Source organism: Acinetobacter sp. SWBY1 (genome assembly GCF_002946595.1).
Classification (GTDB): domain Bacteria; phylum Pseudomonadota; class Gammaproteobacteria; order Pseudomonadales; family Moraxellaceae; genus Acinetobacter; species Acinetobacter towneri.
Genome location: NZ_CP026616.1, coordinates 452609 through 465840, shown reverse-complemented (window position 1 = coordinate 465840; position 13232 = coordinate 452609). Strand labels below are relative to the sequence as shown.

The following is a 13232-nucleotide window of genomic DNA, read 5'->3' as shown; positions in this document are numbered from 1 at the left end:
TGATCAGGTTTAAGTGATCTTTTATGAATCGATTGAGCATACAACCCCAACTGTTTGGGTGTTGTATAGTCAAGCCTCACGAGCAATTAGTATTGGTCAGCTTCACATATCGCTATGCTTCCACATCCAACCTATCAACGTCGTAGTCTTCAACGGCTCTTTAGGAGGCATAAAGCCTCGGGGAAATCTTATCTTGAGGTAGGCTTCCCGCTTAGATGCTTTCAGCGGTTATCCCTTCCGAACATAGCTACCCGGCGATGCGACTGGCGTCACAACCGGTACACCAGAGGTTCGTCCACTCTGGTCCTCTCGTACTAGGAGCAGATCCTCTCAAATTTCCAGCGCCCACGGTAGATAGGGACCGAACTGTCTCACGACGTTCTAAACCCAGCTCGCGTACCTCTTTAAATGGCGAACAGCCATACCCTTGGGACCTGCTTCAGCCCCAGGATGAGATGAGCCGACATCGAGGTGCCAAACACCGCCGTCGATATGAACTCTTGGGCGGTATCAGCCTGTTATCCCCAGAGTACCTTTTATCCGTTGAGCGATGGCCCTTCCATACAGAACCACCGGATCACTAAGACCTACTTTCGTACCTGCTCGACTTGTGGGTCTCGCAGTTAAGCGCGCTTTTGCCTTTATACTCTACGCGTGATTTCCGACCACGCTGAGCGCACCTTCGTACTCCTCCGTTACTCTTTAGGAGGAGACCGCCCCAGTCAAACTACCCACCAGACATGGTCCTCGTCCCGGATAACGGGACAGAGTTAGAACCTCAACATTACCAGGGTGGTATTTCAAGGACGGCTCCACTCGGACTAGCGTCCAAGTTTCAAAGCCTCCCACCTATCCTACACAAGTAAGGTCAAAGTTCAATGTCAAGCTGCAGTAAAGGTTCACGGGGTCTTTCCGTCTAGCCGCGGGTACACCGCATCTTCACGGCGAATTCGATTTCACTGAGCCTCTGCTGGAGACAGCGCCGCCATCATTATGCCATTCGTGCAGGTCGGAACTTACCCGACAAGGAATTTCGCTACCTTAGGACCGTTATAGTTACGGCCGCCGTTTACTGGGGCTTCGATCAAGAGCTTCGCTTACGCTAACCCCATCAATTAACCTTCCAGCACCGGGCAGGCATCACACCCTATACGTCCACTTTCGTGTTTGCAGAGTGCTATGTTTTTAATAAACAGTTGCAGCGGCCTGGTTTCTGAGGCTGTCGACAGCTCAAGGAGCGAGTCCTATCACCATCAACAGCGTACCTTCTCCCGAAGTTACGGTACCATTTTGCCTAGTTCCTTCAGCAGAGTTCTCTCAAGCGCTTTGGTCTACTCGACCTGACCACCTGTGTCGGTTTCGGGTACGATTCCAGTGTAACTGAAGCTTAGAGACTTTTCCTGGAAGCAGGGTATCAGCCACTTCACTGTACAAGTACAGCTTGCTATCAGATCTCAGCATAGAGCACCCCGGATTTGCCTAAGATGCATGCCTACTTCCTTTCACCTGGACAACCAACGCCAGGCTGACTTAACCTTCTCCGTCCTCTCATCGCATTACACTGAAGTATTGGAATATTAACCAATTTCCCATCGACTACGCCTCTCGGCCTCGCCTTAGGGGTCGACTCACCCAGCCCCGATTAACGTTGGACTGGAACCCTTGGTCTTTCAGCGAACGGGTTTTTCACCCGTTTTGTCGTTACTCACGTCAGCATTCGCACTTCTGATACCTCCAGCAGACTTCTCAATCCACCTTCTTCGGCTTACAGAACGCTCCCCTACCACGCATAATAAATTATGCATCCGCAGCTTCGGCACATAGTTTTAGCCCCGTTACATCTTCCGCGCAGGCCGACTCGACTAGTGAGCTATTACGCTTTCTTTAAAGGGTGGCTGCTTCTAAGCCAACCTCCTAGCTGTCTATGCCTTCCCACATCGTTTCCCACTTAACTATGATTTTGGGGCCTTAGCTGGCGGTCTGGATTGTTTTCCTCTTGACTACGGACGTTAGCACCCGCAGTCTGTCTCCCGGATAGTACTCATTGGTATTCGGAGTTTGCATCGGTTTGGTAAGTCGGGATGACCCCCTAGCCGAAACAGTGCTCTACCCCCAATGGTATTCGTCCGAGGCGCTACCTAAATAGCTTTCGGGGAGAACCAGCTATCACCGAGTTTGATTAGCCTTTCACCCCTATCCACAAGTCATCCCCTGGCTTTTCAACGACAGTGGGTTCGGTCCTCCAGTTAGTGTTACCCAACCTTCAACCTGCTCATGGATAGATCACCCGGTTTCGGGTCTATACCCAGCAACTATACGCCCTATTAAGACTCGATTTCTCTACGGCTCCCCTATTCGGTTAACCTCGCTACTGAATATAAGTCGCTGACCCATTATACAAAAGGTACGCAGTCACCAAACAAGTTGGCTCCCACTGCTTGTATGCATGCGGTTTCAGGATCTATTTCACTCCCCTCACAGGGGTTCTTTTCGCCTTTCCCTCACGGTACTGGTTCACTATCGGTCAGTCAGGAGTATTTAGCCTTGGAGGATGGTCCCCCCATATTCAGACAAGGTTTCACGTGCCTCGCCCTACTCGTCATCATTATGTGTGCCCTTTCGTGTACAGGACTATCACCCACTATGGTTGCACTTCCCAGAGCATTCCACTAAAACACACATAACTTAATGGGCTTTTCCCCTTTCGCTCGCCGCTACTGAGGGAATCTCAATTGATTTCTTTTCCTACGGGTACTGAGATGTTTCACTTCCCCGCGTTCGCTTCGTATGACTATGTATTCATCATACGATACCTACCTTAAGGTAGGTGGGTTTCCCCATTCAGAAATCTCCGGATCAAAGGATATTTGCCGCCTCCCCGGAGCTTTTCGCAGGCTATCACGTCTTTCTTCGCCTCTGACTGCCAAGGCATCCACCACATGCACTTAATTACTTGACTATACAACCCCAAACAGTCGTTAACCCCTACAAGTAGGATTAAGACAATTAAATAAATATAAAATATTTATTTAATTCACAGTTTGATGTCTTGTGCACTTAAGCACTGTACAGCTTCAATTAGATTCATATACCAAAACGCTTGATTCAGTTAATTTGCTAGTTCTCATTTCAATTCGTAATTAAAACGTAACACCGAAGTATTACTGTCAATCTTGAATTAAATGAGTTGAACAATTTATTTCAGACTCAATTTTTGCCAATCTGTTAATGAATTAATGCGTCTTCGTCAGATCGCACTAAATACTGTGATATTTAAATCACAGAACTTAATAAACCATCAAATCTAATCATTCGATCTTTTATTAAGTTCTGCAATCTTTAGCTTAAAGCTCCAGTATATGTGTGCCTGCGCACAGCATAGCTGTTTGCTTAAATTTTAAGGAAAAGCCTTAAAGCAGTGCTTTAAGTTTTCTGATCTTAAAATTTGGTGGAGACTAGGAGAGTCGAACTCCTGACCTCCTGCGTGCAAAGCAGGCGCTCTACCAACTAAGCTAAGTCCCCAGCTTATCATCTGTGATTCGATGTATCTTCTTCTGCATAATTGCTTCGTCAGTAGTGGTGGGTCTGACAAGACTTGAACTTGTGACCCCACGCTTATCAAGCGTGTGCTCTAACCAACTGAGCTACAGACCCTCAGATACATCGTCATGAAGAACAACTTGTTGTGGATTCTTACCAATCGTCAATCTTTCGTTAAGGAGGTGATCCAGCCGCAGGTTCCCCTACGGCTACCTTGTTACGACTTCACCCCAGTCATCGGCCACACCGTGGTAAGCGTCCTCCTTGCGGTTAGACTACCTACTTCTGGTGCAACAAACTCCCATGGTGTGACGGGCGGTGTGTACAAGGCCCGGGAACGTATTCACCGCGGCATTCTGATCCGCGATTACTAGCGATTCCGACTTCACGCAGTCGAGTTGCAGACTGCGATCCGGACTACGATCGGCTTTTTGAGATTAGCATCACATCGCTGTGTAGCAACCCTTTGTACCGACCATTGTAGCACGTGTGTAGCCCTGGCCGTAAGGGCCATGATGACTTGACGTCGTCCCCGCCTTCCTCCAGTTTGTCACTGGCAGTATCCTTAAAGTTCCCATCCGAAATGCTGGCAAGTAAGGAAAAGGGTTGCGCTCGTTGCGGGACTTAACCCAACATCTCACGACACGAGCTGACGACAGCCATGCAGCACCTGTATGTAGATTCCCGAAGGCACCTTTCCATCTCTGGAAAGTTTCTACTATGTCAAGGCCAGGTAAGGTTCTTCGCGTTGCATCGAATTAAACCACATGCTCCACCGCTTGTGCGGGCCCCCGTCAATTCATTTGAGTTTTAGTCTTGCGACCGTACTCCCCAGGCGGTCTACTTATCGCGTTAGCTGCGCCACTAAAGGATCAAATCCCCCAACGGCTAGTAGACATCGTTTACGGCATGGACTACCAGGGTATCTAATCCTGTTTGCTCCCCATGCTTTCGCACCTCAGTGTCAGTATTAGGCCAGATGGCTGCCTTCGCCATCGGTATTCCTCCAGATCTCTACGCATTTCACCGCTACACCTGGAATTCTACCATCCTCTCCCATACTCTAGCTAACCAGTATCGAATGCAATTCCCAAGTTAAGCTCGGGGATTTCACATTTGACTTAATTAACCACCTACGCGCGCTTTACGCCCAGTAAATCCGATTAACGCTCGCACCCTCTGTATTACCGCGGCTGCTGGCACAGAGTTAGCCGGTGCTTATTCTGTGGGTAACGTCCACTTAGCCCAGGTATTAACCAGGTAAGCCTCCTCCCCACTTAAAGTGCTTTACAACCAAAAGGCCTTCTTCACACACGCGGCATGGCTGGATCAGGGTTCCCCCCATTGTCCAATATTCCCCACTGCTGCCTCCCGTAGGAGTCTGGGCCGTGTCTCAGTCCCAGTGTGGCGGATCATCCTCTCAGACCCGCTACAGATCGTCGCCTTGGTAGGCCTTTACCCCACCAACTAGCTAATCCGACTTAGGCTCATCTATTAGCGCAAGGTCATAAAGAGCCCCTGCTTTCTCCCGTAGGACGTATGCGGTATTAGCATCCCTTTCGGAATGTTGTCCCCCACTAATAGGCAGATTCCTAAGCATTACTCACCCGTCCGCCGCTAGCTCAGTTACCGAAGCAACCTCGCCCGCTCGACTTGCATGTGTTAAGCCTGCCGCCAGCGTTCAATCTGAGCCATGATCAAACTCTTCAGTTAAAATCATTTTGAAGTTTTAATCTAAACTTCCAAATCTGGCTCATCAATTTTCTGACTTAAATTTCGCTCAAATAAACTTCGAGTAATTTAAACTAATCAATCAATGAAATATTTTCGATTAATAAATCAGTAAAAATCCACACAAGTTGTTCTTCATAATCTCTTAATGATTTCCTGTTATTTCGTCAATAACAGCACCAACTCAATCGACACTGCGTTGGTGTGTTGCGTATTCTATACAGTTTTTGAATAGACGCAATATGTTTTTTAGGTTTTTTTTCAAAAAAAATACCATTCGGCTAAGTTTTAAGCGTATTTCATATTTTTATCACACTTTTCTTATAATTTGTCTTTTTTTTCGCACTTTACTAAATTGGTTTTTTAAATAAATCCTTTTAAAGCGATAATAAAAAACAACCAGCTCAGTTAGGCTGGTTGCAAATCTACATTAATTAACTTGTTCTGCAAGCCATGACATAAATTTTTGTCGCTCTACTTTACTAGCTTGTTGCCACAATTGAATCAATTGTTGCTCTTTGCCCTGTGTTTGTTTTGCTGTAGGCAATGTTGCTGAGGTGGTTTCCTCAGATGGCAAAACTGCTGCCGCGGTATAAACTGCTGCTGGTTGATTGATTGCAGCACTGTTTTGAGTGGTATCTAAAGTTTTATTAAGCCAACTACCACCTAACCAACCAGTTGAACTTGCTTTAGCACCTGTTTGTTGTACCAGCAACTGATTCTTTTGATTATATAAACCAACGCTTGGTTGATCTTTGAATTCTTTTGCAGCATCGAAGTCTTTAGGTGGATTTACCAAAGCGAGTCGATAGTTTTCGCCATCTTGAAGAATTGGGGTTTTGAGTGTAATGACGCCTGATTTTAAAATATCGTGCGCACCATTATGATGTTCAAAATATTGTTGATAACGCAAGTTAATGACATTTTCACCCGCATTGACTTTCACTTGCTGTGCAGAACTGAATAAACCTGAACGAATTTGTTGATCATTTACAGCGAGCAACTTAATTTCTTCAGGTACTGCAATAGTTACTGCTGAAAATGCTGAACTACAAGCCATCAATGCAATACTTGCTATGCCTAATTTAAATGCCATATTTCACTCTATATCATTTATTAAAGTTTGATTGCACTATGCAATGTATAAATGACAGTTTTATGACAATTCATGGGTTTAGGCATTTGCACATGAATAAGTAAGTTGTAAGGCACATCACTACCCCCAGAAACAAAAAAGTAGGATGAATCATCATCCTACTTTTTTGTCTGTGCAGTATGTGTTGCTAGAGCTTAGTTAAAGCTTTTGAAACGTGCTGCATCATCCATAAATGTTTTTTCACCAGCAGGTGCTTCAATTGAACCAAACACTAATTGTGCACGTAGTTTCCAGTTTGCAGGAATGTCATAAGTTTGCGCAACTTCTTCATCTACGATTGGATTGTAGTGCTGTAATGATGCACCCACATTGATTTCAGATAAAGCTGTCCACGCTGCGAATTGTGCAATCCCTGTCGAATGTTCTGACCATACTGGGAAGTTGTCTGCATATAGCGGGAATTGCTCTTGTAGACCTTTTACAACATCTTGATCTTCAAAAAATAAAGCTGTACCAAAACCTGCAATAAAGCTATTAATTTTTGCTTCAGTGTTTGCAAATGCTTCTGCAGGAACCATTTTATGTAAAGTTTCTAAAACGATGTTCCAAAATTGTGTATGCGATGCACCGTATAAAGTCACAACACGTGAAGTTTGCGAGTTAAATGCAGATGGGCTTAAACGAACTGCTTGTTTGATTGTACTTTCAATAGTTGCCTGATCTACAGAAACATTTTTACCAAGTGCATAGATTGAACGGCGTTTTTCTAATTGATTTAAAAATGACATTTTTAATTCCTCTGCAGAATTTTGTATAAATTAATTGATACAGCGATATTAAGCTTTTTATTCAGCATAAACATTACAAAAAATACGACAGTGTGTTTTATGTATAGAACGATTATAGTTATATAAAGTGACAAATGTATGTGACTGCATTTAGGGTCTGTTGACATTTCATAAATGGCTTGCGCTGTAGGCTAAAACTGAGCAGATCAGGCATGAAACGCAGGGAATAGCGAGACTATTGCCAAGTTTCATAACGCAATCTGAGAAAGTTTTAGCCACAGCCTGAGCAAAAACAAGCACTGCTTTGTTTGCAGCGCAAGGCGCAGCGAAGGACGAGCATATTTTTTGCTGCTATTGCCTTATGAGTCAGTCATTTAGAATGACTAAATTTCCTGCCTCATGCCTTATATCAGCTAAAAAATATGCGTAGTCGCAAACATAGACGAATTGTCAACAGACCCTATTACCTTTTATTCTATAGATACAGTCTATTGCAATATAAATATGCTGCGGTTCGCTCTTTGTAGCACATAATAATAAGCTGATTTGACCAATCTTCATCAAATGCTGTTATTTAAGCATAGACTTTAAATTGATTTTGATAGTGTGCATGACTCCGTTCGGTTACTTCTTCTTCAATTGATCCAAAAACGAGTTGTGAACGTAACAACCATGTATCTGGAATATCAAAATGCTCTGCCACAGCACGGTCTATGTTTGGATTATAATGCTGTAAAGATGCACCCACGCCTGAATCTGCCAGTGCTGTCCACACTGCAAATTGCGCCATGCCTGAAGTTTGCTCCGACCAAATTGGAAATTCTGCAGCATTAAATGGAATTTTCTTTTGCAATTGACGAATCACTTGTTGATCTTCATAGAACAATACCGTGCCAAAACCTGCTGCACATTGTTCGATTTTCATTTTAGTTCCTGCAAAAACCTGCTCTGGTACAAACTGACGTTGTACTTCCTGTACTAAATTCCAAAATTTTTTATGTGATTCAGAAAATAAAATAACCACGCGCGTACTTTGTGAATGATGTGCCGATGGACAGCTACGCACAGCTTCCTGAATCAGCTCGGTCATATAAGTTTGGCTAAAATGAATGCGTTTTCCTAAAGCATAAATACTACGGCGCTTTTTCAATTGATCGATGAAAGTCAGTTCATGTGCATCATGGCTAGGCTTTTTTTTAAGCTTAAAGTCTTTCATGATATCTGCTGTAAGCACATGACCAATTTTATTTAACAGTGTCATTTTAACTTCCCCAAAAAATCAATCAAAATCAATCTAATATTTTTTCTTATTGTATATAGACGAATGTGCTTTTATTCACATTCGTATTTTTAGCTGCTGCTTTTTACAACACTCAAACCCGCTAAAAACCACAAACTCCGCATTTTGCGGAGTTTGTGTGAAACTTACAGCATTTTTACATTTTAGCTTTAAACTTATTTTAAAACTTATTTCTCAGTTTCAAACAGTGCTGCAACAAATGCTTTGGCTGAGAATGGACGTAAATCGTCAATTTTTTCACCCACACCAATAAAGCGAATTGGCACATGGCTACGGCTTGCAATGTTAAATAACACGCCACCTTTTGCCGTACCATCCAGTTTAGTGATGGTGATGCCTGTTAAGCCAACAGCCTCATCAAACATTTCCACTTGGTTAATGGCATTTTGACCTGTGCCTGCATCTACGACCAACATCACTTCATGCGGTGCAGTCGCATCAATTTTTTGCATCACACGCTTAACTTTAGTCAATTCTTGCATCAGGTTGCTTTTGTTATGCAAACGTCCAGCAGTATCTGCAATTAACACATCAATGCCTTTGGCACGCGCACTTTCAAACGCATCGAAAATAACAGAAGCACTGTCTGCACCGTGACCTTGTGCAACAACGGCAACATCGTTACGCTCACCCCAAATCTGCAATTGTTCTGTCGCTGCAGCACGGAAAGTATCCCCTGCGGCCAACATGACTTTTTTACCTTCGCCTTGTAAGCGTTTCGCTAACTTGCCAATGGTTGTGGTTTTACCTACACCATTCACACCCACGACTAAAATCACATAAGGGGTTTTATTGGCATCAATATGTAAAGGTTTTACCCGTGGCGCAAGCAAAGCCACTAATTCTTCTTGCAAAGCCTTATATAAAGAATGTGAATAAATTAAGTCGCCACGCGCAGTACGCTCGGTCAAATTGGCAATAATGGTTTTCGTTGCATCTACACCAATATCTGCAACCAACAGTTGTTCTTCGACTTCTTCTAATAATTCATCATCAATTTCTTTACCGCCAATCAGAATATTCACCATGCCATCGGCAAAGTTTTTACGGGTTTTGGTTAACCCTTCTTTCATGCGACTAAAGAAACCACCTTTCGCAGGCGCATCCGTGTCTGATGATGTTTCTGCAGCATGTTCAGAGGTTTCTGCTTGTTGTAGAGGTGTTGTTTCAACAATCGGAATATTTACCGCTGGTAAATTCGGTAATGTGACATCATCATCTCCGATATCAGCATCAATCAAAAATTTATTTTGCCCATTAGATTGCTGTTGCATGCCGAATCCTTGAAAAGCATTGCGTTAAAAAATCGGATTCTAACATAAACCAATTGCTTTTACCTCGTATTCCAACCACATAGCCGCATACAAAAAATACCTACAGCAATCCTTGCCTTTCAGCTTTAATTTCTGAAAGATAAGCCGATAACGATTGATCTCCACTTGCTTATGTTCCAATTTTCGATGAAGTCTGTTTGTGCGTTGCTTTGGGGTTTAACAGCTTCGATTAGCCATGCTGAAGTTTTAGCTGCGAATAACACTTTTGAAACCACACTCAACAATGGTTTAAAAGTCATTATCCGTGAAGACCATCGTTCTCCCATGGTGATGACTCAAATTTGGTACAAAGTGGGCAGTAGCGATGAGTCTGGAAATACACTTGGGATTTCGCACGTACTTGAACACATGATGTTTAAAGGTACAGCCAAGGTGCCGAATGATGAATTTACCCGTTTAAGTCGTATTTATGGTGGCAGTGTCAATGCAGCAACCTTTACCAATTACACGAATTATTATCAGCTCTATCCCAAAACTTATTTCCCACTGGCTTTAGAGTTGGAAGCCGACAGAATGAGTAATTTGCTACTTCGCCAACAAGACTTTGAGCCTGAAATTAAGGTGGTAATGGAAGAACGGCGGCAACGTACCGATGATAATCCACGGGCTTTGGCTTTTGAACGCTTTAAATGGATTGCCTACCCAACCAGTCATTATCGCCAACCCATTATTGGGCACATGAAAAACTTGCAAAGCATTCAGCTGCAAGATGTACAGGCGTGGTACAAAAAATGGTATCGCCCCAATAATGCTATTCTAGTGATTGTGGGCGATGTAGATCATCAAGCCGCATTGTTGCAAGTCCAAAAGTATTTTGGAGATATTCCGAAAGCACCTACGCCACCGCGCAATGATGTGTTGGAGTTTGAACAATTAGGTTATCGGCACATGGAATTGTCTGCGACTGTGCAAGTTCCTAATTTATATATGGCTTGGAATGTCGGTTCATTGGCAACAGCTAAAAATCCTCAAAATGCCTTCGCGCTCACTATCATCAAACAACTGTTAGACAGTGGAATTACTTCACGTTTAGAACAGCGCTTGGTCAGAAACAATAAGATTCTTAGCTCAGTCAGTGTCAGTTATGACCCGTATCAACGTGGGGATAGTTTGTTTAGTATTTCAGCATTGCCTGCAGCAGGTGTAACGTTAAGCGAAGCACAGGTCGCGATTCAAAACGAAGTGGATACGCTAAAACAGGATTTGGTCAATTCAAGTGAAATTGAGCGCGTGGTGACTCAATTTGTGGCCAATTGGATTTATAGTCAGGATGATTTGGCAGGACAAGCCCGAACCATTGGCAATTTGGAAGTCAATGGATTCAGTCACCGTTTAATCGATGTTTTACCACAACACTTCCAAGCGATTACTGCCCAGGATCTGCAACGTGTTGCGCAAAGTTACTTTAACAAAGACAGACTTAGCACCTTGTATTTATTACCTCAAAGCACAACACCTTAAACTGTGATTTTCATGAAAAAACATCTATTCAGCACGCTTATTTTAAGCACTAGTTTTAGCCTATGTTCTGCTGGCTTTGCGATGGAAACTGCCACCACAGCAGCGCATGATTTTGCTGAAACAGATGTAAGTACACCTTTACAATCTTTGAGCTTGCTGCACAGTTTAAATGCCGTAAATGAATTGGTCGATGTTCGCGCTCCACAGGTATATGAATTAAAAAATCATCGACACGTACGCACTTTATTTGTCGAAAATCCTGCTTTGCCAATGGTTGATATCCAACTGACTTTTAATGCAGGTTCTGCCCGCGATGCAGAAATTGAAAAAGGTTTATTTGGCGTTGCCAATATGGCAGCCCAACTGATTGATGAAGGCACCAAGCGTTATAAGGCAGAGGAAATTGCCGCAGCCTTTGAAACCACAGGCGCACGTTTTAGTACCACGGCGTACCGCGATATGTTTGTGGTACGGCTAAGAACACTGTCTGATCCGCAGAAAATGCAAACTGCCGTCAAAATGATGCTGGAAATACTGAAACATGCAACTTTTGAGCGTTCTAATATCCAGCGTGTGCAAAGCAATACACAAATTGGGCAAAAACAACTGCAAGAAAATCCAAGCCGTTTAATGAATATTCGCTTATATCGCGCAATTTACGGACAACATGTCTATTCAGAACCCATTACAGGCACCAATGGCAGCATCAAACGGATTCAACCAAAGCACTTACAACAATTTAGAGATCAGTTTCTGGTCGCGCAAAATATGAACATTGCCATTACAGGCAAATTAACCTTAAAAGAAGCAGAAAAACTTGCCAATACCATCAGCGCACATATTGCCCAAGGTGTTGCAGCAACAGCTTTGCCACAGCCTACACCTGCAACACGTTTCAACATCCAGCATATTCCCTACCGGTCACAACAGGCGCATGTCAGTATTGCACAACTTGCGACTACACGGGATGATCCTGACTATTTGGCTTTAGAAATTGCCAATAAAATGCTGGGCGGCAGCAGTTTCAATTCAATTTTGATGAAAGAATTACGAGTAAAACGTGGCTACACTTACGGTGTTAGCAGTTCGTTTCGTTTTACCCAAGCAGCGGGTTTGTTTAGCTTAGGCTATTCTACGCGCCAAGATCAGTTACTCGATAGTATTCAAGTCGCTCACCAGAGCTTAATTCAGTTTGTACAACAACCTATGAATTTAGAACAATTAAAAGAAACCAAAGCAGGTTTAATTCGTGCATTTCCGAATCAATACAGCAGCAATGCCAGTATTAATGCCCAGCTTGGGCACATCGGTTTTTATCGACTTCCTGCAAATTATTTAAGTGATTATGCAGAACGAGTGGAAAAAGTTACCGCTGAAGATGTGCAACGTGCAATTCGCAAACATTTGCATCCTGATCGTTTAACTTTAGTAATTGTGAGCGAACATTTAGATAAAGCCGCATTGGTAAAAATGCTGCAGGACAATTTACTCGCACCAACATCTTTAACACCGACACCGCACAATATGAATAACATGCCAACAGAAAAAATTACTCTTGCACCAAGGCAGGAAGTTGTTGAGCCCGATCTTGCTCCATTTGATGTGCCTGCATCAACTTTAAATAATGCACATAACGAATCGGACGTTGATTGAGTAAATGAACTGCCATGTCTTGGGTATTGGCATACATAGATTGTTGTGACAAACGCTCAACATTTTGAAATTGTTGCACCCCAACTGGGCGATAAAGCGCAACACTTGCTAAAGTTAAAATAATAAAAATGATACTCAGCACAACAATATTATAAATTTGCTCGAGTTTCAGTTGAGAAATAAATTGAATCGTTTTTTGAATTGCGTTGTGCATGACCTACCTCTAATCGCCTTAGTGTAGGATGCCCTTGTGAGATGTACAAGTTAAACAGCTCAATTTTACTGTATCGTCACAGTAAAAATTGAGCCTTTTTCTACAAATTCTACAA

Annotated in this window: 7 protein-coding genes, 2 tRNA genes and 2 rRNA genes; 2 read left to right on the top strand and 9 right to left on the bottom strand. The window is 43.1% G+C overall.

Annotation, left to right across the window (positions count from 1 at the left end; all coding sequences use genetic code 11):
• Window positions 1-65: 65 nt before the first annotated feature.
• From C3Y93_RS02295 to ftsY, 8 genes are all read right to left on the bottom strand, one after another.
• Window positions 66-2959 (bottom strand): 23S ribosomal RNA (locus tag C3Y93_RS02295).
• A gap of 487 nt (window positions 2960-3446) precedes the next feature.
• Window positions 3447-3522: transfer RNA gene (locus C3Y93_RS02290), tRNA-Ala, on the bottom strand.
• Window positions 3523-3577: 55 nt separating this feature from the next.
• Window positions 3578-3654: transfer RNA gene (locus tag C3Y93_RS02285), tRNA-Ile, on the bottom strand.
• 61 nt (window positions 3655-3715) lie between these two features.
• Window positions 3716-5253 (bottom strand): 16S ribosomal RNA (locus tag C3Y93_RS02280).
• Together the 16S and 23S rRNA genes with 2 tRNA genes alongside form the textbook arrangement of a ribosomal RNA operon.
• 448 nt (window positions 5254-5701) lie before the next feature.
• Entirely contained in the window at window positions 5702-6367 is a 666-nt protein-coding gene (locus C3Y93_RS02275) for a DUF2057 domain-containing protein (RefSeq protein WP_104851939.1), read from the bottom strand.
• Window positions 6368-6561: 194 nt separating this feature from the next.
• Complete coding sequence (locus C3Y93_RS02270; protein WP_004976581.1) at window positions 6562-7155, bottom strand: nitroreductase family protein; 594 nt, start codon at window positions 7153-7155, stop codon at window positions 6562-6564.
• A gap of 574 nt (window positions 7156-7729) precedes the next feature.
• The gene (locus tag C3Y93_RS02265; protein ID WP_104851938.1) at window positions 7730-8416 is read right to left on the bottom strand and encodes a nitroreductase family protein; all 687 of its coding nucleotides are present in this window, start codon (window positions 8414-8416) and stop codon (window positions 7730-7732) included.
• Window positions 8417-8622: 206 nt separating this feature from the next.
• A complete protein-coding gene (gene ftsY / locus C3Y93_RS02260) occupies window positions 8623-9729 on the bottom strand; it encodes a signal recognition particle-docking protein FtsY (protein ID WP_004976589.1) in 1107 nt (368 codons plus the stop codon).
• Between the two features lie 186 nt (window positions 9730-9915).
• Between ftsY and C3Y93_RS02255 the strand changes: the two genes are divergently transcribed.
• Both C3Y93_RS02255 and C3Y93_RS02250 read left to right on the top strand, forming a co-directional pair.
• Complete coding sequence (locus C3Y93_RS02255; RefSeq protein ID WP_225530726.1) at window positions 9916-11250, top strand: M16 family metallopeptidase; 1335 nt, start codon at window positions 9916-9918, stop codon at window positions 11248-11250.
• A 12-nt stretch (window positions 11251-11262) separates the two neighbouring features.
• Window positions 11263-12903 carry a M16 family metallopeptidase gene (locus tag C3Y93_RS02250; protein ID WP_104851936.1) on the top strand — a complete coding sequence of 547 codons (1641 nt, stop codon included), beginning with the start codon at window positions 11263-11265 and terminating at the stop codon, window positions 12901-12903.
• Here the strand turns inward: C3Y93_RS02250 and C3Y93_RS02245 are convergent.
• On the bottom strand, window positions 12800-13117 hold the full coding sequence (locus C3Y93_RS02245; RefSeq protein WP_004976594.1) for a hypothetical protein: 318 nt from the start codon (window positions 13115-13117) through the stop codon (window positions 12800-12802). The genes C3Y93_RS02250 and C3Y93_RS02245 overlap by 104 nt on opposite strands.
• Window positions 13118-13232 lie beyond the last annotated feature (115 nt).

Bases quoted from the DNA above. Each gene is read 5' to 3' on its own strand.
- C3Y93_RS02275 (WP_104851939.1), bottom strand. From the start codon at position 6,367: ATGGCATTTAAATTAGGCATAGCAAGTATTGCATTGATGGCTTGTAGT.
- C3Y93_RS02270 (WP_004976581.1), bottom strand. From the start codon at position 7,155: ATGTCATTTTTAAATCAATTAGAAAAACGCCGTTCAATCTATGCACTT.
- C3Y93_RS02265 (WP_104851938.1), bottom strand. From the start codon at position 8,416: ATGACACTGTTAAATAAAATTGGTCATGTGCTTACAGCAGATATCATG.
- ftsY (WP_004976589.1), bottom strand. From the start codon at position 9,729: ATGCAACAGCAATCTAATGGGCAAAATAAATTTTTGATTGATGCTGAT.
- C3Y93_RS02255 (WP_225530726.1), top strand. From the start codon at position 9,916: ATGAAGTCTGTTTGTGCGTTGCTTTGGGGTTTAACAGCTTCGATTAGC.
- C3Y93_RS02250 (WP_104851936.1), top strand. From the start codon at position 11,263: ATGAAAAAACATCTATTCAGCACGCTTATTTTAAGCACTAGTTTTAGC.
- C3Y93_RS02245 (WP_004976594.1), bottom strand. From the start codon at position 13,117: ATGCACAACGCAATTCAAAAAACGATTCAATTTATTTCTCAACTGAAA.